At 62.6% G+C, this 22325-nt stretch carries 22 protein-coding genes and 1 pseudogene; 16 read left to right on the top strand and 7 right to left on the bottom strand.

Annotated elements, in window-relative coordinates; translation table 11 throughout:
* The 3 genes from HB860_RS12955 to HB860_RS12945 are packed head-to-tail and all read left to right on the top strand — an operon-like array spanning position 1 to position 1594.
* On the top strand, positions 1-414 hold the full coding sequence (locus HB860_RS12955; protein ID WP_180907219.1) for a gp436 family protein: 414 nt from the start codon (positions 1-3) through the stop codon (positions 412-414).
* Complete coding sequence (locus tag HB860_RS12950; protein ID WP_218408996.1) at positions 411-848, top strand: phage tail terminator protein; 438 nt, start codon at positions 411-413, stop codon at positions 846-848. The genes HB860_RS12955 and HB860_RS12950 overlap by 4 nt, the downstream gene beginning before the upstream one ends.
* Positions 845-1594, top strand: a complete 750-nt coding sequence (locus tag HB860_RS12945; RefSeq protein WP_247626910.1) for a hypothetical protein — start codon at positions 845-847, stop codon at positions 1592-1594. The genes HB860_RS12950 and HB860_RS12945 overlap by 4 nt, the downstream gene beginning before the upstream one ends.
* A 48-nt stretch (positions 1595-1642) precedes the next feature.
* Here HB860_RS12945 and HB860_RS12940 read toward each other — a convergent pair whose 3' ends face one another.
* Positions 1643-2032 carry a hypothetical protein gene (locus HB860_RS12940; RefSeq protein WP_247626909.1) on the bottom strand — a complete coding sequence of 130 codons (390 nt, stop codon included), beginning with the start codon at positions 2030-2032 and terminating at the stop codon, positions 1643-1645.
* A gap of 486 nt (positions 2033-2518) precedes the next feature.
* Between HB860_RS12940 and HB860_RS12935 the strand changes: the two genes are divergently transcribed.
* The 9 genes from HB860_RS12935 to HB860_RS12895 are packed head-to-tail and all read left to right on the top strand — an operon-like array spanning position 2519 to position 13571.
* Positions 2519-5371: a tape measure protein gene (locus tag HB860_RS12935; protein WP_247626908.1), complete on the top strand. Its 2853-nt coding sequence runs from the start codon at positions 2519-2521 to the stop codon at positions 5369-5371.
* Positions 5368-5733, top strand: coding sequence for a hypothetical protein (locus HB860_RS12930; protein WP_247626907.1), 366 nt, complete (start codon positions 5368-5370; stop codon positions 5731-5733). Before HB860_RS12935 ends, HB860_RS12930 begins: the two co-directional genes overlap by 4 nt.
* 2 nt (positions 5734-5735) lie before the next feature.
* Positions 5736-9197: a hypothetical protein gene (locus HB860_RS12925; RefSeq protein WP_247626906.1), complete on the top strand. Its 3462-nt coding sequence runs from the start codon at positions 5736-5738 to the stop codon at positions 9195-9197.
* A gap of 38 nt (positions 9198-9235) precedes the next feature.
* Complete coding sequence (locus HB860_RS12920) at positions 9236-9496, top strand: hypothetical protein (RefSeq protein WP_247626905.1); 261 nt, start codon at positions 9236-9238, stop codon at positions 9494-9496.
* On the top strand, positions 9497-10555 hold the full coding sequence (locus tag HB860_RS12915; protein ID WP_247626904.1) for a hypothetical protein: 1059 nt from the start codon (positions 9497-9499) through the stop codon (positions 10553-10555). It abuts the gene before it with no gap.
* A gap of 7 nt (positions 10556-10562) precedes the next feature.
* The gene (locus HB860_RS12910) at positions 10563-11114 is read left to right on the top strand and encodes a hypothetical protein (protein ID WP_247626903.1); all 552 of its coding nucleotides are present in this window, start codon (positions 10563-10565) and stop codon (positions 11112-11114) included.
* Positions 11114-13018: a hypothetical protein gene (locus HB860_RS12905; RefSeq protein ID WP_247626902.1), complete on the top strand. Its 1905-nt coding sequence runs from the start codon at positions 11114-11116 to the stop codon at positions 13016-13018. Before HB860_RS12910 ends, HB860_RS12905 begins: the two co-directional genes overlap by 1 nt.
* Positions 13019-13255 carry a hypothetical protein gene (locus tag HB860_RS12900; RefSeq protein WP_247626901.1) on the top strand — a complete coding sequence of 79 codons (237 nt, stop codon included), beginning with the start codon at positions 13019-13021 and terminating at the stop codon, positions 13253-13255.
* Between the two features lie 34 nt (positions 13256-13289).
* On the top strand, positions 13290-13571 hold the full coding sequence (locus tag HB860_RS12895; RefSeq protein WP_247626900.1) for a DUF2845 domain-containing protein: 282 nt from the start codon (positions 13290-13292) through the stop codon (positions 13569-13571).
* 165 nt (positions 13572-13736) lie between these two features.
* Here the strand turns inward: HB860_RS12895 and HB860_RS12890 are convergent.
* Positions 13737-13928 (bottom strand): annotated as a pseudogene (locus HB860_RS12890) (L-threonine dehydrogenase); the annotation flags it as partial.
* A 392-nt stretch (positions 13929-14320) separates the two neighbouring features.
* Between HB860_RS12890 and udp the strand changes: the two are divergent.
* A complete protein-coding gene (gene udp / locus HB860_RS12885; protein WP_025326293.1) occupies positions 14321-15076 on the top strand; it encodes a uridine phosphorylase in 756 nt (251 codons plus the stop codon).
* Positions 15077-15204: 128 nt separating this feature from the next.
* Here the strand turns inward: udp and HB860_RS12880 are convergent, their stop codons facing one another.
* Positions 15205-15933: an RluA family pseudouridine synthase gene (locus HB860_RS12880; protein WP_247626899.1), complete on the bottom strand. Its 729-nt coding sequence runs from the start codon at positions 15931-15933 to the stop codon at positions 15205-15207.
* A 174-nt stretch (positions 15934-16107) separates the two neighbouring features.
* Here HB860_RS12880 and rihA point away from each other — a divergent pair, with 174 nt between their 5' ends.
* Together rihA and HB860_RS12870 are read left to right on the top strand one after the other, a co-directional pair.
* Positions 16108-17043: a pyrimidine-specific ribonucleoside hydrolase RihA gene (gene rihA / locus HB860_RS12875; protein WP_247626898.1), complete on the top strand. Its 936-nt coding sequence runs from the start codon at positions 16108-16110 to the stop codon at positions 17041-17043.
* 29 nt (positions 17044-17072) lie between these two features.
* Positions 17073-17543: a hypothetical protein gene (locus HB860_RS12870; protein WP_139435202.1), complete on the top strand. Its 471-nt coding sequence runs from the start codon at positions 17073-17075 to the stop codon at positions 17541-17543.
* Between the two features lie 158 nt (positions 17544-17701).
* Here HB860_RS12870 and HB860_RS12865 read toward each other — a convergent pair whose 3' ends face one another.
* From HB860_RS12865 to HB860_RS12855, 3 genes are all read right to left on the bottom strand, one after another.
* The gene (locus HB860_RS12865; RefSeq protein ID WP_247626897.1) at positions 17702-17998 is read right to left on the bottom strand and encodes a winged helix-turn-helix domain-containing protein; all 297 of its coding nucleotides are present in this window, start codon (positions 17996-17998) and stop codon (positions 17702-17704) included.
* Positions 17999-18029: 31 nt separating this feature from the next.
* The gene (locus HB860_RS12860; protein WP_139435198.1) at positions 18030-18560 is read right to left on the bottom strand and encodes a DUF1523 family protein; all 531 of its coding nucleotides are present in this window, start codon (positions 18558-18560) and stop codon (positions 18030-18032) included.
* A 158-nt stretch (positions 18561-18718) separates the two neighbouring features.
* Positions 18719-20341 (bottom strand): methyl-accepting chemotaxis protein, encoded by a 1623-nt coding sequence (locus HB860_RS12855; protein WP_247626896.1) that lies wholly within the window; start codon positions 20339-20341, stop codon positions 18719-18721.
* A 163-nt stretch (positions 20342-20504) separates the two neighbouring features.
* Here HB860_RS12855 and HB860_RS12850 point away from each other — a divergent pair, with 163 nt between their 5' ends.
* Positions 20505-21137: a LysE family translocator gene (locus HB860_RS12850; RefSeq protein WP_139435193.1), complete on the top strand. Its 633-nt coding sequence runs from the start codon at positions 20505-20507 to the stop codon at positions 21135-21137.
* A 71-nt stretch (positions 21138-21208) separates the two neighbouring features.
* On the opposite strand, the gene HB860_RS12845 is transcribed toward HB860_RS12850, so the two are convergent.
* Positions 21209-22312, bottom strand: a complete 1104-nt coding sequence (locus HB860_RS12845; protein ID WP_247626895.1) for a beta-N-acetylglucosaminidase domain-containing protein — start codon at positions 22310-22312, stop codon at positions 21209-21211.
* Positions 22313-22325: the final 13 nt, after the last annotated feature.

The raw sequence follows: 22325 nt of genomic DNA, 5'->3' as shown, positions 1-22325 counted from the left end.
ATGTACGCCAGCGTCAACGACATGGTGACCCGCTTTGGCGAGGCGGAGCTGTTGCGCCTCGCCATGACCCCGGCCGGCGAGCTGGATAGCGCGGCCATCACCATCGCACTGCAGGACGCCGGAGCCTTGATCGACGGCTACCTGGCGGGGCGCTACCCGCTGCCGCTGGCTCATGTCCCGAGCGCCCTGGTGCCTATCTGCGCCGACATTGCCCGCCACCGCCTCTATGGCGAGCAGGCGCCGGAGCAGATTGCCAAGCGCAATGAGGCGGCCCTGGCCTTCCTCAAGTCGGTGGGCAAGGGGGAGCTGGCGCTGGGGCTCGCCGCTGACGGCGAGCAGGTGGAAAGCCAGAACCTGGCCCAGCTGCAGTCCGATGGTCGGGTGTTTGGCCGGGGCAGTGGGGGCTTCCTATGAACGGGCCCACGCCTGAACTCGACTACCTGGCGGCGGGGGAGCGGCTGCGTGAGCTGTTGCTGCCCTTGAAAGGGCAGGGGCTCAAGGAGGTGTTTGTGGCCACCGATCTGGAGGCGGTGGCCAACCTGGGGCAGCACACCCCGGCCATTCATGTGATTTACCAGGGGGAACGAGAGAACGATACCAGCCAAAGCGGGCGGCAAAGCGCGTTCGATCAGGTTTGGCTGCTGGTGTTGGTGCACCGTGCCACTCCCAAGGAGGCCAGCGCCGGGGTGTGGTTGGGGCGCATGTTGCAGGCCGTGGCCGGTCGGGCCTGCGGTGACAGTACCTTTCGGCGTGAAAGCGCACCGGTCAAGCCGAGTTACAAGGGTGGGGTGGTCTATCTGCCCCTTGCCTTCAAGACGACAGTGAAATTCAAGGGAGAACGGTCATGAGCGAAACACTGCACCTGGAAGGGGATCTCTATATCGAGACCTTCACCAACAACGTCTCGAACGGGGTTATTGGCCCGGTGGACGTCAACAGCCTGGAAGTCAAACCGGACAGCGATAAGATCAGCATCCCGAGCAAGCGCAAGGGCAAGCTGGGTCAGGCGCGAGAGACCTATTTCGTGCCAAAGCCCGCCACGGTCACCATCAAGACCAGCGAGATCCCGCCGGTGCTGCTGGCAGCCGCCTTTATGGGGCTGGAGAGCCCCATCAACCAGGGGGCGGGGACGCTGACCGAGGTGCCGCTGACCCTGCCCGCCCATCCGAAATGGTTGTCGCTCGGCAAGACCAATCTCTCGGCCACCGGCCTGGTGGTGAAGGAGGGCGTCACCTCTTTGGTGCTCGGCACCGACTTCGAGATCAACTATGCCCTGGGGCTGCTGCGGGCCACTAAGGCGGGGGCGGTGGCAGATGGCGGCCCCGTGACCGTCAGCGCCAGCTACAACGCCATCACCGGTACCCGCATCGCCGGCAACGTGCAGCCAGAGGTGAAGGCGAAGCTGACCCTGGATGGGCGCAGTGTGATCGGTGGGGAGTCCATCATCCTGACGGTGCCCCGTGCCAGCCTGACCCCCAAGAAGGCGGTGGATTTCCTCAGCGACAAGCCCATCGAGATCGAGCTGGAAGGGGAACTGCTTGCCCTGGATGGTGAGACTGCGCCTTTCTATGTGGATCGGCCGGAGACGGTGTAAGGGGTGGACAGCAGAACGGCGGGGAGACCTGCCGTTTTGTGAAAAACCCTAGCCTCTTTCAAAACGCTGCTCAATTAAAGTCATTTGTGTCGCTATGGAAGCTGCTTTTACTCGATGGGACTTTTTTTCTCCGTGAGCGAAGTGAACACACAAAAGACCAGTTATCCCACATACAGCAAATACAGCCCAAGCAACAATAATGTTTGTTTTATCCGCTTCTGATATAGCCCCTGTTAAAATAGATATTACAGTTGCTAAGGCGGCACCTAGTAGTAAAGAGCCTACGGTTTGGATTAACCATGGCTCTGTGGTTAACTCTCCTATTTGGTTTTTGAGAACATCCCACTCATTACATGGGATCGGAAATGCTTTGTCGTTCTTAGGTCGAAGAACCTCAAAGCCTTGCGACATTTTGAATCCAGTTTCAGTGTCCATCATTTCTTCTCCTGAGTAGGGGAAGGTGATTCTGGCTTTACTACACCGGCGATTATTGCGTTAACAAGAACAGTGTTACCGCAGTTTCCACATGAGACCGGTATGACGGGGATAAGGGGGCCCCCCATCACAAGATTACCACTGTGAAACTCCATAAGTTGAAACGTATTGTCCGGAACATTCCATGGACCTTTGCCGCACATTGGGCAACCTTTGCCACCCCATTTTTCAGAAAGAAAGTCAATTACTTTTTGTGGGTGTAATTTAGACACTATGTTTCCTCAGAGAAGAGATATGAACATCTAGAATTTTGGAACTCTGATTTTACGTCGTTTAATTGCGTACATGCTAGTAATGCAGGTGTGATTAGCTCATCACAATCGAACGTTCACAAGATTCTTGCGATATATTTATCAGTAATACACCATAAATCCGCATATCTTCCCATTTCCTTACTATGGGGCATCTCCTACTTGTTCGGGAATGCCCATGTCCACCTCTTCCACCCTCAAACTCGCGCTGGAGCTGGCGGCCAAGGTCACCGGCCGCGAGGACCTGGCTGCGCTGGCGGGTGAGGTGCAGGAGCTGGGCCCTATCTCAGACGAGACGGCCGCCGAGACCGAGCGGCTGGCGCAGACGCTGGAAACCCTGAGCCAGCAGCAGGAACTGATCGCGCAGTTCAACCAATCCGCCGAGGCCCTGACTCAGCTTGAGCAGGCCAGCGTACTGTCCCGCGACAAGCTGGCACAATTACGGGCCGAGCAGCAGACCAGTGCTGGTCAGGCCCGTGTGCTCACTGACCAGGAACGGCTGCTGGCATCCGAGGTCAAGCAGCTGGAGCGCCAGCTGATTTCCCAATCCGCCGCCCATACCCGCCTGCACGTCGGGCTCACCCAAGCCGGGCTCGATACCCGCAACCTTGCCCAGGAACAGCAACGCCTGCAGCGGGAGCTGCGCGAGAGTGCGGCCCAGACCGAACGGCTGGGGCGTTCCCTGGTGCAGGGAGCGCAAGGCGCTGGCGGCTTCCAGGGGGCCATCGGTAGCCTGACCGGCCGCCTGGTGGCCATGGCCGGTACCTGGTTCGGGATCCAGACCCTTACCACCCAGCTGATGGCCATGTTCCAGACCGGCGATCAGGCCGAACGCCTCAGCGTTCAGCTCAAGGCGGTGATGGGCTCCATTGAAGGAGGCCAGCAGGCCAGCGCCTGGATCCAGGACTTTGCCAAGAACACCCCGCTGCAGCTTGACGAGGTGACCCAGGTCTTCGTGCGTCTGAAAGCCTTTGGCATCGACCCCATGAATGGTGCCATGCAGGGCATCGTCGATCAGGCGTTCAAACTGGGCGGCGGATTTGAGGAGGTGCAGGGTATCTCCCTGGCCCTCGGCCAGGCCTGGGCCAAGCAGAAACTGCAGGGGGAGGAGATCCTGCAGCTTATCGAGCGCGGGGTGCCGGTGTGGCAACTGCTGGAGCAGGTCACCGGCAAGAACACCGCCGAGCTGCAGAAGCTCTCGGAAGCCGGCAAGCTCGGCCGTGACACCATCCAGGCCCTGATGAACGAGATCGCCGCCCAGTCGAGCGGGGCTGCGGCCAACAACATGAGCCTGCTCTCGGGGCTTATCTCCAACGCCCAGGACAACCTGGCCAAGTTCTACCGCATGGTGGCAGAGAACGGAGCGTTGACCTGGCTCAAGAACCAGCTGGCCCAGCTCAACGCAGAGTTTGACGCGATGGCCAAGGATGGCCGCCTGCAGGCGTGGGCCCAGCGCCTCTCCGATGGCATCGTCGGGCTTGGGGAGTCCATCAAGGCCTTTATCCAGACCGTCTATGCCTGGCGGGATGCCCTGCTGGTGATGGCGCAGGCCTGGTATGGCCTGAAAATCGCGGGCTGGATTGCCGATCTGCGCGGTCTTTATGGTCAGTTTATCGCCCTGCCGGCAGCTACGGCCACGGCTGCAGGAGGCATGAGCACGGCAGGCACGGCGGCGGCCGGTGCTGCCATCGGCGTGCGGGCGCTGGGCATGGCCCTCAAGGCTGTGCTGGCCGCAGTGACGGTGGAATCCATCATCCAGATCACCCAGTTCGCCAACGCCCTGCGCCAATGGGTACAAGCCGAGCTAGCCCTTAGAGAGGCGCAAGGCTTGCGCTCGCAAACCCAGGCCCAGCTCAATGGCCAGTTGGCTGCCCTCTCTGCCGAACTGGGTGTGGCCATTACCAGCATGGCGGATCTCGACCGCCTGGTCGCCGAGGGCAAGATCCATTACGACGAGGCCACCGGCAGTTGGCGAGCTGGGGCCGCCGCCGTCCAGGAGCTCGGTACCGAGGCCAAGCAGACCCGCGATTACATGAATGAAATCAATGCCGTGGCCAAGAAAACGGCGGCAGAGATCCCCGCCACCCTTGGCAAGGCAGCCGAGACCCTGGGGCTGGACTTCGAGCGGGCCAATGGCCGTATCGGCGAGAGTTTCAAGGAGACCTTGGGGGCGCTCGACACCCTGGTGCAGCACAGCGGCTCCAGTTCGGCGGCCTGTGAAGAGTACCTGGCGGCGGCGTTCAACCAGGCGAAGAACAAGGCCGAGATCGATGCGGTGATCGAGCGTATGCAGGCGATGGCCAAGCAGGGCCAGCTCACCGGGGATGGCATCACCCGCTCGATGGCCATCGCTGCTGACGCCATGAGCAAGGTGAAGGGGGGCAGCGGCGATGCCAAACAGGCGGTGGCGGCGATCGGCGATGGCTTCGACACGGCCGCCGCCAAGGCCAAGAGTGCCACCGATGCCATGCGCTCCGGCCTTCGCGGCGTGCAGAAAGAGGCAGAGCAGACCGGTAATGCCGTGGCCTCTGCAGGTGGTGGGGGCGGTGCCGGTGGGGGCCGAGGGGACGTCACCCGCACCGTGGGCGCCGGCTCGTTCTTCTACAAGACCGTGGACATCAACAACCTGCGCGGCAATGCCGATGCCCTGGCCAACACCCTCGCGGGCGTGGAAGAGGAGCTGGCCCGCTACAGCCAGAAGGTCAGGGACATCCCCGCCTATAGCGAATGGAGCAAGTATTACGGTGAGAAGTTCCAGAAGGAGATGGAGGCCATGCGCACCAAGCTCCAGCAGGAACTGAGCAAGGCCCAGGCCAAGGAGGCTGACAAGGCTCAGGTCAGCCAAGCAGGGCCATCCCCGTCCCAGTACTCGCCGCCTATCAACACCCCCAGCGCCAGCGTGCCGGCGGCCCAGCCTCTCCAGCCCATCGTGATCCAGCTGGGTGAGCGCTCGGCCCGGATCGATGTGGCGCCATCCCAGGTGGTGGGGCTGCTGGATGTATTGAAGCGCTACCAGGAGGGGCAGACATGAACAGCATCAACGGCGTTGAGCTGGATGACGAACTGGTCTGGAGCGATGAATGGGCGTGGACCCCCATGCTCCAGAGCGTGGATTACGCCGTGACTGGCGACTTGATTGCCCAGCACGGTTTGAAGGCCGGCGGCCGACCGGTCACCTTGACAGGTCGGATACGGTACGCCGGGCTGGCGGCGGTTTATCAGTTGCTGAGCGATCCGACACCGATGACGCTCTCGCTGTTCGGGCGTGAGTCTCAGGTCATCTTCCGCCATGCAGATGGGCCCATCCAGGCGATTCCCGATTACGAGGTTGCCAACCCGGCCGAGTTCCCCGAGCTGGGATACTCCCTCACCCTGCGTTTAACAGAGGTTTAAACATGCCCATCACAGCAAAAGATATCGTCATCTACGAGTCGGCCAGGCTGACGGATGAAGACAACGGCGGTGGGTTACCGACCGGCCGCCAGGTGATCGATGGGCAGGTCAACAACCTGTTCCCCGACACCAGTCGCCTGGACCGCACCCAGGGCCGGGTCAATATCCGCAAAATCTTCGGTGGGGTGGCGGTGGATACTCAGGAGGTCTACCTGGGCTCCCATTTCATGGTGAGCAAGGATGCCGCCGACAGTCGCGTCAACATGATCGCCTTTGCGGGCACCCCGACGGATACCCGGGCAGAGGTCAAGAACGCCATCGAGAGCTACCTGGTGCCCGGCATCAGTGCCCGCATGTACCTGCTCGGCGACCAGTACAAGGGGCAGCGGATGATCCTCGCGTTTCAGGAGGTGTCCGCTCCCGAGCCCGAACTGGGCGGCACCCTGCTGCTGCGTGGGGTGGACCCTGACACCAAGGCCGCCTATGAGCAGTACGTCAAGATCGCAGAGTATGAGGCCCACGAGCAGACCTTCACCTATGAACACGGGGGGGAGTTCAAGACCCTGGTGCGGCGGGTCTGCACCCTCAAGATCACGGCCCGGCTCGCCTTTACGTTCTATGGCGGCGCCCCGTATCCAACCGGCTCGACCACCTCGAACGGCAATCAGGTGGCCGACATCCTCACCACCACGGTGGCGGATGCGGCACGCTACTACGGGGTCGCTGCGTTGGCGCGGCCAGCCTTGCCGGGGGATCTGCAGGTGCGGGTCAACTCGGTTTACAAGCCGATCGTGCCGAGCGCCTATGGCGAGAACCTGTTGACCGACCGCTCGGCGGCGACTGATCTGGCGATCATGCAACCCTCGGGCAATGCCGTGACCCGCCCCCTCCAGTTCGCCCTGGTGGCGGGTAGCCAGTCCCGCAGCTATCTGGAGCGGGTGCCCAAGCGCGGCTCCCTGCAACTCACGATCGATGGGGGCGTGTTCAAGGACAATGGCAGTGGGGAGCTGAAGTTCCAAAGCGGTAACAACAACTTCAGCAAGCTGACCGTGAACTTCGAAACCGGTCAGATCGACGCCTGGCGCAATGCGGGCAGCTTTACCGCTTCGGCCACCGCCAGCTACACCCCGGCGGTGCGGATCCTGGGCAACCTCATCAGCGTGAGCCGGGAGGTGACCCCGGCCACCCGCACCTTTAACTGGACGTTCGACTTCTCCGCCGCCATCCCCATGCCGGGCTCGGTGCGGGTCTTGTACCGGGCGCTGGGTAAGTGGCAGCAGCTCGAAGACAACGGCAGCGGCCAGCTGGTGGGGCAGGGCTCTGGCACTCAGAACTTTGTGACCGGCTCCCTGGCCGTCACCACTGCCGCCCTGCCGGATGCCGAGAGCGAGATCATCGTCCAGTACCAGCCCGCTCAAGGGATAGCGGTCGAGTTGCTGCTGGGCAGCAAGACAGTCGGCAAGCACCAGCGCCTGGAGTTGCCGGACGGCATCCTGCCGGGCTCGCTGCAGGTCAGCTGGGTCAATGGCAGTACCGGATACAGCCTCACCAGCAACGAGCAGGGGGAATTGTCCGGCAGTGGCAGCGGCACCGTGCTCGATGTGGATGGGCTGATCGAGTTCATGCCACTCGTGTTGCCCAGTGATGGACTTTATACCCTGACCTACACACCGGATATCCGTCTGCTTGGGGAGGTGGTGATCCCGGGAGCAGGAAACCAGAGTGCCAACGGGTCGGTGGGGCAAGCGTTCAAGCCGAGGAGCTTCCTGCTGCGCTATGCGGTACGCCGCTTCAATCACGCTGGGCGCTTTAATGCCCAAGGGGATGGCTATTACACCACCCAGGTGATCGATATCCGCGATGACGGGGTAGGCAATTTGCTGCGAGATGAGGCCGTGGTGGGGACGATCGACTATTTGACCGGGGTGTTTTCGTTCAGCTGGTCACAAAGTTACAGCTACCAGTATTACATCACAGAGCAGGGGTATCAGACCGTCAACCTGCAGGAGGAGATGGTGGGGCCCGGCAGCTGGCAGGCGCTGGAAACGGGCACTGGAACCACCCCCATCACAAGCCAAGTCAATGCGCCGGAACTCGATTTCCTACTGGGTAAGCCCAACATCCTGACCGGTTCGCTCTGGTTTACCGATGGCAGCACTCACTATATCGAGCGGGATGGCATCCTCTGGAAGAACCCGGACTCCCGCACCGGGGCCGGTAGCCGGGTTGGCCGGGTGGATCTGGGAATAGGGCGGGTAGTGCTCTCCGATCTCAGCGGCTTTACCGGCAACCTCACGCTGCTCTCTTGTGCCCGCGTGGTGACGGCGGCGTTTGCCAATGCGCTGACCTTCCGCACCCCCGGTAGCCCGCTCAAGCAAGCCAACTTCCAGCTGATCGCGGTGGCCTATGACGGCACCCTGGTGAATGCCAGCGCGGATGCCCAGGGGGATCTGGTGGGCGAGGGCGTGACGGGGACGGTGAACACCAACACCGGGGTGGTGAAAGCCGATTTTGCCAAGCCGATCATGGCGAGCTCGGCCCGCTACAACACAGTGTTGCTCACCGCCTTGCCGCTGGATGCCGCCCGCATTGGGCTGGATCCGGTACGCTTGCCCGCCGATGGCAAGGTGCCCATCTACCAGGATGGCGACACCCTGGTGCTCTCCCACATCTCCTCCCAAGCGGTGGGGGAGCCGGCCGGTGGCGCCGTGCTCGACGCTGGCCGTGACTATGTGGCCGATCTCTACCTGGTGGGGGCCAATGGCAAGCGCCTCGCGCCATCCCAATACACCGAGGATCGGGATAGTGGTCTGCTGACCCTGAAAGCAGGCTACAGCCTGGTGGATGACACTGGTGCTGCAGTGACAGCACCGCTCACCTTCGTCAACCGCATCGAGCACATGAGTCTGGTGCTGGACGTGCAGATCTCCGGTGACCTGACCCTGGCCGATCCGCTGGTACACGACTATCCGGCCGGGGAGACCATGGTCAGCTCCTGCCTGCAGTTTGGCGACCGCTTTGCCAGCTGGGCCAACAACTTCGTCCAGCAGAGCTGGAACAGCGCCAGCCCGAACTGGGGCAGTACGCCCGTAGGTGGGGCCATCAGCGCCAACTACAACTGGACGGATCACCCGGTGCAGGTGACCGACCGTGGGGCGGTGGATGAGCAGTGGGCGCTGGTGTTCACCGGCACCTCTACTTACAACGTCATCGGCAAGACGCGGGGGCTGATCGCCTCCGGCAACCTGACCACCGACTTGGCGCCCCTCAACCCCAACACCGGTACCCCTTTCTTTGTGCTGGAGGCAGCGGGTTTCTCCAACGGCTGGGCCAACAACAACGTGGTGCGTTTCGATACCAGTTCGGCGTTGGCCCCCATCTGGTTGCTGCGCTGCATCAGCGTCGGCCGCGCCACCCACCCGGACGACAGCTTCGAGGTCTTCCAGCGCGGTGATGCCGATTAAGCGGCCGCCGACAATGAGCAACGACGAGGAGCCGCGCCATGCAGCGACTATCAGGCAGTGTCAATGACCAGGGCGTGCTGCTGGCCGATGCCGTGGTGCTGGCCCTGCCGCGCTTTGCCGGGGTGATCCCCGGCTCATCCCCGCCCAGGGTGGGGCGCTGGGTGCTTGCCCATACCCGCACCGACGGGGCGGGGGCGTGGCAGCTCGATTGCGACTATTCAGGCCCGGTCATCGTGATGTGCTGGGATACCACAGGACGACAACTGGCCCCCATGGTACTGGGGCCGGTGGAGGCATAGATGGCGCTCGAATATGGCAGCGGAACCCAGGCAGATCCTTATCTGCTGGTCAATCTGGCGGATGTGACGGAATGGCTGACCACCAAGCAGACTCAGGGCTACTGGTTTGCACTGGTGGCGGATCTCGATGTCTCCGCCACCAATATCACCACACCGTATGCCGACTGGAAATGGAACCTGGATGGGCGGGGCTTCAAGCTCAGTATTAAATGCAATTCCACCTCAACCAACATCGTCATTAATAACCTGCAAGCCTGCAATCTGAACAACGTGTGGTTTGTGTTGAGCACAAACGCCACCTATTTCATCAATGGCGGCACCCCGGGAACGATGAAGCTGAGCAACGCGGTGCTGCAGTTCACCAAAGCGTTCACCACTGCCGCCAAGACGATGGTGAGCGGGACCAATGGGCTGGTGATAGAGCCAGGCAGTTACATCGCGGTAGCAGCAGGCTCAACGAATATTTACCGGCAAGGTACCGTGATGGCCAACACCATCAACACCGCCAGCTTTGCTGATGGCAATCCGTATAACCGCAATAACTACACGACCTTTGCCGAGGTAAATTGGATCTTTGATGGCATCAGCCTGCCGCGCCCGCGTGCGCAGGCGACCGTCGATCTGACCAACCGTTACGGGGTCAAGGGGCAGAGCAAGGTGGGCAGCAACGGCCTGCAGCGCAATGTGGCGGTGTTTACCGAAAACGGACTGCGTTACAAGCTGCAGACGACCAAGCCCGATGGCACCTTTTTTATCAATCTGAACGACGTGGCCACCCCGGTGATCTTGCTGGTGCATGACGAGATCGGGGCCAAGTTGGTGGCCAATACCGCCTATGCGCTCAATCAGATCATCCACCCCGCCATTCCCAACGGCTATCGCTACCGATGCACCCTAGCGGGCAACAGTGGCGCTACGCTCCCCGCCGAGCCGTGGCCTACTGCGGCGGTACTGACAGCCGGGGCCGCCCAGTTCACCCCGGAGCCGGTATTTGAGCCCAAGGCACACGGCCCGCTGCTGCCGGTGTTGTTTAACGTGTTAACCGAACAACCGGTGTGAGGTCGATATGGCAACTCCCTATTTACTAGCGACCGATCCCCGCGCTCTGGTGTTTACAGCCACGGCGAGTTATGTCTCCCCGGCTGCGCCGGCGGTGTTGTTCGATGCGCCCGACTGGTTGGAGCGCACCATCACCGGCCGGGTGGCCGGGGTGGTCACGGTGCGCAATATTGGCCGCGCCCGCGAAGTGCTGGTGTTGAGCGCAGAGCCGGTCGATGGCCAGTACCGGGTGCTGGCCGAGGTGATCAGCGGCGGCGATGGGGCCTTCGCCGCCGAGTGGCTTACCTACCAGGGCAAGGTGCTGGTGGTGGGGCTCTCGCAGTATGGCGAGACCTGGCAGGCCGAACGCATCTATCAGGTGGGGGAGGTGGTGAGCCCGACCGAGTGGAACGGTTTCATGTATGTCTGCGAGCAGCCCGGCACGGCGGACATCGAGGAGCCGGTCTGGCCGCTCGCCGAAGAGGCCGCCGTGTTTGTCGGTAGCGCCGTGTTTCGTGCCCGGCAATATCTGCCCATCGTGGCCCATGGGCCGCTGCAACCCGAGATCGAGGTGAGCTGATGTATCTGCCACCCGCTGCCACTGCCATTACGCTCGCCATTGCCTCGCGCCGCCTGGTGAAGATCCCCGCCCCGGCGGCCATCGACTTTTATCTGGGGGGATCGCTGCGCCCACCCATGGCCCCGTCGCTCCGCACTGCGGTAGCCAGCGGTTGGCAGGGGATGGCCCAGGTGAGGGATAGCCAGCTGACCCTGACACGTGGCCTGCTGCACGCAACCGACCAAGGTGACGCGCTGCCCTTTGGTCAGGCGAGACCGTTGGCACAGCCGCTGATGGCCCCGCTGACCCAGGCGCGGGCCGTGGATCTGACCCAGGTGGGGAGCTGGCTGCTGGCCACCCGGCAAGACAGCCGCCTCTGGCAGGACTTGGTGATGAGCGCGGCGCGTGATCAACAGCCCATGCGAGGCGCCTGGCAGCAGGCTGCCCAGCGACTGGATCTGGCCTGCACCGGCCCCTGGCAGCAACCGCCCGCCTGTGACCAGGCCACCGCCACCTGCTGGCATATCACCGATCTCCGCTATCGCCCCTGGGAGCTGCGTTGGGACGGGTTGCCGCCGTTGCTGACCCGGTTACCTGCCCGCAACCAGCTCGATTTTGCCCTGACCGTTGCCTCGGTCGAGTGGCAGGCGATGAGCCTGGTGTTTTCACTGGCCGAGCCCCAGCCCGATCGCGCCGTAGCTCCCCGCGACCAGGGGCACTGCCTGCCCGCTGGCTATGCCCGCCTGGCCGACCAGGCCGATGCGCTGCCCTGGGGAGCGGGCGCCAAACCGCTCGACCCGGGCTGGGGGCTTGAGCATGGCGACGACTCTGGCGGCGAGATTGGCGATCGCGAGCCTCCCATCAACCCTCAACCGGCGCCCTACATCATCATGAACGAGATCAGTTGCGTTGCCGTCAATGGCAGTGAGCGCGTGCCGCTCGCCCTGTTCAACCCGAGCCTGAAACTCGATATCGACAGCTTTGTGTGGGAGCTCTCCGGTGAGCTGCGGGGCAAGACCAATCTGCCCTATGTGAAGCCGACTGCCACCGGGCCGCGCCATATCGAGTTGACCATCAACGGCTGGACCTGGTTGTTTGCGGTGCAGGGCTACCGGGTCAATCGTGCCTTGGGGAATGAGGTCTACCCCTTCACGGCCCGCTCGCGCTCTCAGTTCCTCGACAGCCCCTGGGCGTCCCTGGTCGATGTGACCCTGCCCAATGAGATGACCGCCTGGCAGCTCGCCGAGGCGCTGTTGACGCCGCTGGGCTTTGCCATCGAGCGCCCCGCCCACGGCGAGTGGGTGCAGACCCCGGACTGGCCGCTGGCACCGGGCTCTATCAGCGAACGGATGGCTCCCAAAGAGCTGCTGGCCAGGCTGGCCAAGGCGGCGGGGGCCGTGCTGGTACCCCACATGAGCGAAGACAAGGTGACGGTGCAGCCCCGTTATCTGGTAAGTCCCTGGCAGTGGGCCACGGCGCCGGATTCGGCCTTTAGCCACCTCATCCCTGAGGCGATGATCCCGGAAGAATCGAGCGAGTCGGCATCAAGTCCGCGCCTGGAGCGGGTGTTGATCGCCGGCACCACCCACGGGGTGGTCACCGAGGTGGTGCGCACCGGCACGGCGGGCGGGCAGAGCGGGGAGGATATCAGCGACGTGCTGGCCCAGACCCACCCGGTCAATGCCGAGCGGGGCCGCAATCTCATCGCCGACTCTGGCGAGCAGGAGATGGTGACCCTGCGCCTGCCACTGATGCGGCCGGGGCAGGCCCCCGGGCTGGTGGTACCTGGTCAGCTGGTGAAGGTGCTGCGGGCCGATGGTAGCCATACCAGGGCCCTGTGCATCAGCAATGCGCTGGCACCCTCTGGCATCAGTTCGGTGTGGCAGAACGTCACCCTGGAAGTGCATTTGGACATGGAGGCATAGATGGCGAGCAACAACCCGTGGAAAAAGTTTGAGGCCATGCTGCCGAGCACGGTGAGGGTGAGGGGCAAGGTGCTGCTGATCGATAGCCTACGCGGTACCAGTCTCATCGAACAGGTGGGCGGGGCCACCCTGCGGGTGTTTGGCACAGGTGCCGCCGTGGGCCGCTGGGTGCTGGTTGAAAATGGTGCAATTGTGACCCAGCTCCCCGATCTGCCCTTTGCCAGAATTGAAGTCTAGGGCTACGTTTGATGCCAACTGAACAGGAGGTTCTATGAGACGGTTGATAATACTGCTGATATTGGCGATGCCCGTGGTGGCGAATGCTGGAGCAATGAGATGCAAAAGCGCACTGATCAGCGAAGGAGATTCATCCTTCAACGTGCAGAAGAAGTGCGGTCAACCTCAGATGAAAGAGGACATCATCGATGAGCGTCTTCTGGATGCTCCTAAGGTTGGGGAGCGCTGGACCTATCAGGCTCGCGAAAGCGACATCCCTCAGGCCGTGACCATCATCAATGGCAAGGTTACCCAGATAGAAGACCTCACCCGCTGATATGACAATGGCCACGCAATGTGGCCATTTAAACTCCTTCGTTTAACCCCTCGATACTGCTTATCAAACTCAGCGAAACCGCTTCACCCAATTTGATAAATCCAAGGCACAGACAGATTTTCGTTTTAACCGCGAAAGTTTTTCATTTTTCGCGGCGGGCTACAAAACTGCGCTTTCAATGCCATGTTCTGCCAGCAGGCTGGTGAGCCTGGTGACCACCCCTATCTGGCTCAGGATCTTGTCGGTGACGATCAGCGCCTTGCGAAAGCCATGACCCTGGATGTCGGCCGCCGCTTCTTGCAGGCAGCCCGCCCCCATCAGGTTGACCGCGGGAATGTAGAACTTGAATGTCGCCATGGTGGACTCCGTTTGATTAGCCATTAAGTGGTATACGGGCGTCAACATAACAGCGTCAGAGGGGATGAAAAGGGGTCAATGGTATCTGATTGGCAACTTTATGGACTCGATCACGGACCGAAAAACCGGGGCCAGAGGGGGATTGACAAGGGCGCTTGCCTCTTGTTCGGTGTAAAAACGTTTTTCAAGAAATTCATCAAGTTAGCAAACGTTTTGCCGGTTTTTTAGCGCCTCGGATGCACGGAAGTGTGAAGCGCGTCAAGGAATTGGAAAGCGCTTTCGACCATAGTTGGCGCCTTCCCCGATGGAGGGAAACAGGCTCGAAAATACCATAAAGAATCACCTTAACTGCGCTCGGCTGCGAGGCGGCGGGATGCAACCAGGAGTCCACTATGTCTGATGTATTTCACTTGGGTTTGAAGAAAGCGGATCTGCAAGGCGCCACCCTGGCGATCGTTCCCGGTGACCCCGAGCGCGTGAAGCGCATCGCAGAGCTGTTGGACAACCCTGTGCACCTGGCCAGCCATCGTGAGTTCACTACCTGGCGCGGCGAGATGGACGGCAAGGCCGTGATCATCTGCTCCACCGGCATCGGCGGCCCGTCCACCTCCATCGCGGTGGAAGAGCTGGCCCAGCTGGGTATCCGCACCTTCCTGCGCATCGGCACCACAGGCGCCATCCAGCCGCACCTGAACGTGGGCGATGTCATCGTCACCACAGGCTCGGTGCGCCTCGACGGTGCCAGCCTGCACTTTGCACCCATGGAGTTCCCGGCCGTGGCCGACTTCGACTGCACCACTGCGCTGGTCAACACCGCCAAGGAGCTGGGTTCCACCCTGCACGTGGGTGTGACTGCCTCTTCCGATACCTTCTACCCGGGTCAGGAGCGCTACGACACCGTATCCGGCCGCGTAGTGAGCCGTTTCCAGGGTTCCATGAAAGAGTGGCAAGCCATGGGCGTGCTGAACTACGAGATGGAGTCCGCCACCCTGCTGACCATGTGCTCCAGCCAGGGCCTGCGTGCCGGTATGGTAGCCGGTGTCATCGTGAACCGTACCCAGCAGGAAATCCCGAACGCCGAAACCATGGCGAGAACCGAATCTGATGCCATCAAGATCGTGCTGGGCGCCGCCCGCAAGCTGATCTGATAGCACCACCACGAGTGGGGGGTGGGGGCCGTTGCGAAAGCGCGGCCCCTATCTTTATCCGCCGTTTGCCCTGTTCCCCTTCGCCTCTCTGTTTTCCCTCCCAATGCGTTTGATGTCGGCCAACATCCCTAGAAGGGGGCGGCACACTTGACGGCCATCGGCTCGCCGCTCACCGGATGCACGAAATCCAGCGCGCTGGCATGCAGCATCAGCCGTGGTGCCAGCTCGCAACCCGGCAGCACCAGACCGCCGTAGAGATCGCAGCCGAGTATGGGATGACCCAGCCACTGGCTGTGGATCCGCAGCTGATGGGTGCGGCCTGTCTCCGGCACCAGGCTGACTCGGGTCAATGGCAAGGGCTCGCCCCTCGCGCCCTCGCGCACCAGTCGCTCCACCACCCGATAGCGGGAGCGGGCGGGCTTGCCGCTGGCGCAGATCTTCATCAGGGGGAAGATCGCCGGATCCTTGGCGATGGGGGCCTCGATCACCCCCTCATCGTCCGCCAGGTGGCCGCACAGCAGGGCGTCATAGGCCTTGCTCACCGCCCGCTGGCTGAACTGCTGGCACAGCATCCCGTTGATGCCCTTGTCTCTGGCCACCACCATGAGACCCGAGGTGCCAAAGTCGAGGCGGTGGACCAGGGTGCAGCCGGGGTAATCCTGCACCAGCCGATAATGCACCGAGTCGAGGTTCTGCGGGTTCTTGCCCGAGAGGCTGAGCAGGCCGCTCGGCTTGTTGATGAGCAGCAGGTGTTCATCCTCGAACAGGACCTCTATTTGGGCATTGCAAGGGGGGGCGATAAAGGTATCGACGATAACAGACATGGGGCGCACGGGCTGGAAACGGGGGGCGATCATACTCCAAGCGGTGGCGCGGGGCGAATCGGCGTGAGCTGGCCAGGTCCTGCCTGGGGTATCTGGTGGCAAGTGATTGATAATGCAGGACGATGCCGTTTTGTGACCCCTTCCCGAGTTCATTCGGCGCTGGCTTGCTAAGGTATGGCTCCCTGTCATGTCGTAAGGAGCCTCTCCATGGCGTTGCCCGTTATTCTCGATTGCGATCCCGGCCACGATGATGCCATCGCCCTCATCCTGGCGCTGGCGAGCCCAGAACTCAAGGTGCTGGCGGTGACCACCAGCGCGGGCAACCAGACCCCGGACAAGACCCTCAACAACGCCCTGCGCATCCTCACCCTGCTCGGTCGCCACGACATTCCGGTGGCGGCGGGGGCCCCCAAGCCGCTGATGCGCGAGCTTATCATCGCCGACAACGTGCACGGGGAGTCGGGCCTCGACGGCCCCACACTGCCGGATCCCGCCTTTGCGCCCCAGGCCATGACGGCCCTCGAGCTGATGGCCAAGTGCCTGCGCGAGAGTCCGGAGCCGGTCACCCTGGTGCCGACTGGTCCCCTCACCAATATCGCCCTGCTGCTGGCGGCCCACCCCGAGTTGAAATCCAGGATTGGCCGCATCGTCTTGATGGGCGGCGCGGCGGGGGCGGGCAACTGGACCCCGGCGGCGGAATTCAATATTTATGTGGACCCGGAAGCGGCCGATATGGTGTTCAGCGCCGGCATTCCCATCACCCTGTGCGGGCTGGATGTGACCCACGAGGCCCAGGTGATGGACGAGGATATAGCGCGGGTGCGTGCCATCCCCAACCCGGTGGCCCAGTGCGTGGCGGACCTGCTCGACTTCTTCATGATCTACCATCGGGATCCCAAGTGGGGATTTGCTGGCGCGCCGCTCCATGACCCCTGTACCATCGCCTGGTTGCTGGCGCCTTCGCTGTTCCATGGGCAGGACTGCTGGGTCGGCATAGAGACCCAGGGCAGGCATACTGTGGGGATGACGGTGGTGGATCGCTACGGGCTCACCGGCAAACCGGCCAATGCGCGGGTACTGCTGGGGCTGGACAGGGTCGGCTTCATCGATCTGCTGGTGGGGCGCCTAAGGGCATTTGACTAAGTTCTTCGACATCGGATAAGGGGTTGGGCATGTGGAAAGGGACGTTGGCACTGCTGACATGTATGCAATTGACTGCCTGTGCCACCCCCTTCGAGAGGATGTGGCAGGGACTGGCGACCTGCGATCTGGACGATCTCCATCTCGACAGCGAGAGCGGTGAGCCGTCCCACCCGCTGCTCAAGAGCTTCACCCCCGACAAGACGTCAGACGGCTTCGCCTGGTACAAGACCCACCAGGAGCTTCATGGCCTGCCCATCACGGGCTTTCTGATCCCGGCCTCGACCTTCGAGGTGCACGCCCTGTTTGTGGATACCCCCATCGCCAATGCACGCAGGCTGACCCACAACGCCTATGGCAGCGAGTTTGCCGACGAGCAGAAGCACGACAGGGGGGAGGCCCCCCTGCTGCTGCGCGATCCGGGCAACCCCAAGCGCTCCATCATCGACTGCACCCGGGGGGAGTCGGCGGAGCCGCTGCCGGAAGAGTCCTTCCCGGAATAGGGAAGGACATTCTGATGACCATGAGAGAGGGGAGCCTGGGCTCCCCTCTCTTTTTATCTGTTGCCGGCTAGCCCTCAGGGATAACCCAGGGTCTGCTTGATGACAGCCAACTGGGCCGTTATCCACGCCGGATTGGTTGATCCCCTGGTCATCCCTGTTCAGGGATACCCCAACGTCCCCTTGATGACAGCCAACTGGGCCTTGATCCAGTCAGGATTGATGGGGCCCCAGTCGCTGATGCGGTAGTGGCCCTGCAGGTGGCGAGCCCCCTCGGTCTGCTCGAAGGCGCAGCTGATATCGAGTTCGGCCAGGGCGCTCAGGGTATCCTGGGCGGTGCGCCTGGGCATGCCGGTGGCCGCCATGATGGCGGGCACTGTGTCCGTGCCCTGGCTGATGAGGTGAGCCACGTAGAGGCGGCGATAGAAGCTGGTGCGGGTCTTGCTCGGTTCGCTCATTGCCCGTCTCCGCCTGATGCCGGTACGCTCCTCATATCTCGTCCTCGAGACGGTCGAAGTAGCGCCAGGTAGCGATGGCGGCCTTGCCCATCACCAGCGCCCAGACGCCGAACCAGAACCAGCGGAAGAAGCTCCAGGTGGAGGCATCGGGCTGGGTGCTCTCTATCTTGGTGACGTTGGGGAAGAGGGAGAACATGTTCACCCGCCAGCCGTAGGAGGTGATGATGGCCAGGCGCTTCTCGAACTCCATGGACTTGGCCTTGGCCTGGACGTCGGCGGCATTGAACTTGAAGTAGAAGGGCCAGCCCCAGCCGGTATCTTCATTGCGGAACACCCGGATCTTCTCGCCGGGACGCTCGGTGTAGATGTAATAGACGTCGGTGATGGGGCCGTCGGCCGGGTTCTTCTGGCTGATGGGACCATCCTTGTCGGTGCGCTTCACCTCGACCCCCGTGATGGTGGCTATGGTGTGTTCCGGCAGATAGAAATCGAGCCAGAGCGCGGAGAGCAGGGCGACGAGGCCCAGCGTGATAAAAGCGGGTTTCTTGAACTTCAGGCTCATGGTGTTCTCTGGGTGAGGGGGAATGACGTGCCTCTACCATACCCATATTTGCGGATGCAGCCCAGCCCCTAATGGCGCCTTGTGGGCAAAAAGCCGTTTTAAACACGAGGGGACAGACCCCGGGGCGGGGCCCGGAGTCTGTCAACGAGAGGGGAGTATTACAGCTGGAACTGGGCGAGTTGCCTGCGCTGCTGCTCGGCGAGCTGTGACAGTTCGTGACTGGCGGCGGCGCTCTGGCTGATGCCGGCCACGTTCTGGTTCACTATCTCGTGGATGTTGGTGATGTTGCGGCTGATGTCGGCGGTGACACAGGATTGCTCCTCGGCGGCGGTGGCCACCTGGGCATTGGCGCCATTGATCTGGTTGACCGCCTCCGTGATACCCCCCAGCAGCGCCTGCACCTCGGCGGAGAGGCGCTGGTTGTGGCCGAGGATCTCCAGGGTCACCTGCACGCCGCTGTTGGCGGAGAGGGACTGACTCTGCAACTGCTCTATGATGACCTGGATCTCCTTGGTGGAGTCCTGGGTCCGCGCCGCCAGCAGGCGCACCTCGTCGGCCACCACCGCAAAGCCTCGGCCGGTTTCACCGGCGCGGGCGGCCTCGATGGCGGCGTTGAGCGCCAGCAGGTTGGTCTGCTCCGAGATGCTCTGGATCACCTCTATCACCTTGCCGATCTGCTCGGACTGGGACTTGAGCCGCGCGACCACGGTGGCGGCGTTCTCCAGGCTGCCGGTCATGCGACCGTTGGCCTGGATGCTCTCGGCAAACAGCGCCAGCCCCTGCTCGACCCGGCGGTTGGCGTCCCGTGCCAGCTCATCGGCCAGGGCGGCGTTGTGGTTGACGTTGTCCGCTGTGCTGGCCAGCTCGGTGACGGCGGAGGCCACCTGCTCGGTCTCGCTGCGCTGCTGCTGGGCGTTGGCCTCGGACTGGGTCATGACGGCAGCCAGCTCGGTGGCGGCGGAGGCCACGTTGCCGCTGATGCCGGTCAGGGCATGGATAGTGCTGCCAAGCTGGCTCAGGGTCTGGTTGATGTCCTTGGCCAGCTGGCCCAGCTCGTTGTTGCCTTCGGCCTTGGCGCGCACGTTGAAGCGACCGAGGGCGACGGCGTGCATCACCTCCTGCAACTGGCCTATGGGCTGGACGATGCGACCGGAGAGCCACCAGCCGCCGCAGAGCGCCGCGACCAGGGTGGCCCCCATCAGCAGCAGGGTCTGCAGCAGGGTGGCGTGGTAGTGGGCCTGCTCCTGGGCTATCTCCTGCTGGATCAGCTGATTGATGTGGGCAGAGAGGGTGTCAATCTGCTTGATGAGCTGCTCCCCCAGCTCGCGAAAGCGCAGCCGGGACTGCTCATAGCCGGCGGGCTCGCCACTGCCTGCGTGTTTGGCGGCCAGCAGCGGCAGCATGTTGCTGCGGGTATGGCCGAGATAGGCCTGCAGCGCCGCGGCCACCTGGCCGTTGTCCTGCTCGGCCCCCGGGATCACCAGCCGCGACAATATGGTGGCTATCTCCTGCTCGGCGGCGGAGAGCTGGCTCGGCAACTGGGCGAAGCGCGCCTGATCGTAGAGGCCGTAGATGGCGTTGGTGCGCAGCCGGTAGGTGGCGTGGATCAGGGCGGCGATGTCGTCCTTGTGGCGGGTGACGCTGGCGGTGGTATCGTTCATGTCCTTGATGGCACCGTCTATCTCCTGCTTGCTGATCACGGCCATGAGCAGCATCAGCAGGCTGGCGAGCAGTAGTGGAATGAGAACTTGCAGACGAATGGACAGATTATTCAAAGACATGAAAGATCCTAACCCAAAAGAGGAGTGAGGCGGCATCTTACACAGGCGCGACAACTCTTGTCACAGGGTTTTTAATGCTGAATTCTTGCTGAAGGAAAAGGTTTTTCTTGTGTTAAAAGAGTGTGATAGGCAAGATCGACTGCTTGTTACCTGGAGGTGTAGTGTGTCTCACTGGATTGATCCCGCCATCTTGGCGCTCTTTATTCCCACGTTTTTCTTTGTCTCCGTGACCCCCGGCATGTGCATGACCCTGGCGATGACCCTGGGCATGAGTCTGGGGGTGCGCCGCACCCTGCACATGATGTGGGGGGAGCTCATCGGCGTCGGCCTGGTCTCCGTGCTCTCTGTGGTCGGGGTGGCGGCCGTCATGCTCAACTATCCGGCCCTGTTCTCGGCCTTCAAGTACGTGGGCGGCGCCTATCTGGTCTGGCTCGGCATCCAGATGTGGCAGGCCAAGGGCAAGATGGCGATTCCGGCGGATCTCTCCGCCGGCCAGGAGACCAAGCCGCTCGGGTTGGCGCTGCAGGGCTTCGTCACCGCCATCGCCAATCCCAAGGGGTGGGCCTTCATGGTCTCCCTGCTGCCCCCCTTCATCAATGCGGCCAAGCCGATGGCCCCCCAGATCAGCGCCCTGGTGGTGCTCATCCTGGTCATCGAGTTCTCCTGCCTGCTGCTCTATGCGAGCGGTGGCCGCACCCTGCGCCACTTCCTCGCCAAGAGCGGCAACGTCACCCTGATGAACCGCATCGCCGGCTCGCTCATGCTGTTTGTGGGCGTCTGGCTGGCCTTCGGCTGAGGGGATAGGAATGAAAAAGGCCACCTCCCTGCCGGGAGGTGGCCTTTTTCGTGGGCGGCTGACGGCCGGGGTCAGTCGGTGAGGCAGTCGGGATCGAAGACGTATTCGCCGTCCAGCCAGCGCAGGATCTCGGCGACGCAGCCCTGATCCTGGAATGGCAGGTAGCGGGCCTTGAGGTGAGTCACCTGCTCAGGTGTCAGCTGGGCCAGCCCTATGTCCTGAAACAGCGGCAGGTCGGCCTCTATCATGGCGGAGATCTGCGGCCCGCAGGTGGCGTTGAGGGAGGCGTGCAGCGCCTGATCCGGATCGTACTGGCGGCCGAGCCGGTAACTCATGGGCAGGGTGGCGAGCGGCAGCACAGAGAGCGCCGCCTGCTTCATGGGATTGACCGCGTGACCGGCGGTGAGATCCGCGAGCTCTGCCGGGCGGTGCTCGAAGGCGCGCAGGTGCAGGAAGCTGCTCGCCTTGCTGCCGTCATTGACCGGGTAGTTGTCCCACAGGAACGGCTTGCGGTGCAGCCAGTCGGCGGCCTGCCTGAGGTGGGCGGCCGGGTACTCGGTGGAGCAGACCCTGGGGCCGGTCCAGAAGATGTCGAAGCGCTTGTCCAGCCCCTGGCCCAGATCCGTCAGATAGTGGGGGGGCATGGCGCCGAACACCTTCTCCAGCACGGGATCCGTCGAGTAGTAGCTGGGGCAGAAGATGAGACGGCTGGCGCGGGTGTGGGCCGCGATGTCGTGGGCTATGGTGAGCTGCCAGTGGGCGAGATCCGGGGTATCCCCCTTCATGTCGTCAAACAGCACCGCCAATATGTCGGGCTGGAGCGCCTCCTCGATGAGGTGCACCTTCTCGAGCAGGGCCGGGCGCTTGTGGGCGTAGTCGTGATGGGCGCCCATGGGGCTCAACCCCACACCGAAGGCGAGGCCGTTCTCCCGGCACTGCCGGGCCAGCTGGCGCAGGTGGTCGAGCTGCTCCCTCGGCCAGGGCTCGGCCCAGTGCTTGCGCAGGTAGCCGTCTTCCTTGGGGGCATAGAGGTAGAAGCCGTAGCCATGGCGGGGCAGCCACTGGGCGTAGCGGGCGCGGGCCTCCCAGCTCCAGCCCTTGCCGAAGAAGCCCTCGATCAGCCCCAGTCGGGGGGAGGGAGGATAGAGACCAGACAACTGGGTTTGATAAGGCATGGGTCACTCCCTT

The sequence above is a fragment of the Aeromonas genomosp. paramedia genome (genome assembly GCF_023093515.1).
Classification (GTDB): domain Bacteria; phylum Pseudomonadota; class Gammaproteobacteria; order Enterobacterales; family Aeromonadaceae; genus Aeromonas.
The sequence above is the reverse complement of the archived record's forward strand: the minus strand, read 5'-3'. Positions and strand labels throughout refer to the sequence as shown.

Coding starts and splice junctions, on each gene's coding strand:
- HB860_RS12955 (WP_180907219.1), top strand. CDS start 1: ATGTACGCCAGCGTCAACGACATGGTGACCCGCTTTGGCGAGGCGGAG.
- HB860_RS12950 (WP_218408996.1), top strand. CDS start 411: ATGAACGGGCCCACGCCTGAACTCGACTACCTGGCGGCGGGGGAGCGG.
- HB860_RS12945 (WP_247626910.1), top strand. CDS start 845: ATGAGCGAAACACTGCACCTGGAAGGGGATCTCTATATCGAGACCTTC.
- HB860_RS12940 (WP_247626909.1), bottom strand. CDS start 2,032: ATGATGGACACTGAAACTGGATTCAAAATGTCGCAAGGCTTTGAGGTT.
- HB860_RS12935 (WP_247626908.1), top strand. CDS start 2,519: ATGTCCACCTCTTCCACCCTCAAACTCGCGCTGGAGCTGGCGGCCAAG.
- HB860_RS12930 (WP_247626907.1), top strand. CDS start 5,368: ATGAACAGCATCAACGGCGTTGAGCTGGATGACGAACTGGTCTGGAGC.
- HB860_RS12925 (WP_247626906.1), top strand. CDS start 5,736: ATGCCCATCACAGCAAAAGATATCGTCATCTACGAGTCGGCCAGGCTG.
- HB860_RS12920 (WP_247626905.1), top strand. CDS start 9,236: ATGCAGCGACTATCAGGCAGTGTCAATGACCAGGGCGTGCTGCTGGCC.
- HB860_RS12915 (WP_247626904.1), top strand. CDS start 9,497: ATGGCGCTCGAATATGGCAGCGGAACCCAGGCAGATCCTTATCTGCTG.
- HB860_RS12910 (WP_247626903.1), top strand. CDS start 10,563: ATGGCAACTCCCTATTTACTAGCGACCGATCCCCGCGCTCTGGTGTTT.
- HB860_RS12905 (WP_247626902.1), top strand. CDS start 11,114: ATGTATCTGCCACCCGCTGCCACTGCCATTACGCTCGCCATTGCCTCG.
- HB860_RS12900 (WP_247626901.1), top strand. CDS start 13,019: ATGGCGAGCAACAACCCGTGGAAAAAGTTTGAGGCCATGCTGCCGAGC.
- HB860_RS12895 (WP_247626900.1), top strand. CDS start 13,290: ATGAGACGGTTGATAATACTGCTGATATTGGCGATGCCCGTGGTGGCG.
- udp (WP_025326293.1), top strand. CDS start 14,321: ATGTCTGATGTATTTCACTTGGGTTTGAAGAAAGCGGATCTGCAAGGC.
- HB860_RS12880 (WP_247626899.1), bottom strand. CDS start 15,933: ATGATCGCCCCCCGTTTCCAGCCCGTGCGCCCCATGTCTGTTATCGTC.
- rihA (WP_247626898.1), top strand. CDS start 16,108: ATGGCGTTGCCCGTTATTCTCGATTGCGATCCCGGCCACGATGATGCC.
- HB860_RS12870 (WP_139435202.1), top strand. CDS start 17,073: ATGTGGAAAGGGACGTTGGCACTGCTGACATGTATGCAATTGACTGCC.
- HB860_RS12865 (WP_247626897.1), bottom strand. CDS start 17,998: ATGAGCGAACCGAGCAAGACCCGCACCAGCTTCTATCGCCGCCTCTAC.
- HB860_RS12860 (WP_139435198.1), bottom strand. CDS start 18,560: ATGAGCCTGAAGTTCAAGAAACCCGCTTTTATCACGCTGGGCCTCGTC.
- HB860_RS12855 (WP_247626896.1), bottom strand. CDS start 20,341: ATGTCTTTGAATAATCTGTCCATTCGTCTGCAAGTTCTCATTCCACTA.
- HB860_RS12845 (WP_247626895.1), bottom strand. CDS start 22,312: ATGCCTTATCAAACCCAGTTGTCTGGTCTCTATCCTCCCTCCCCCCGA.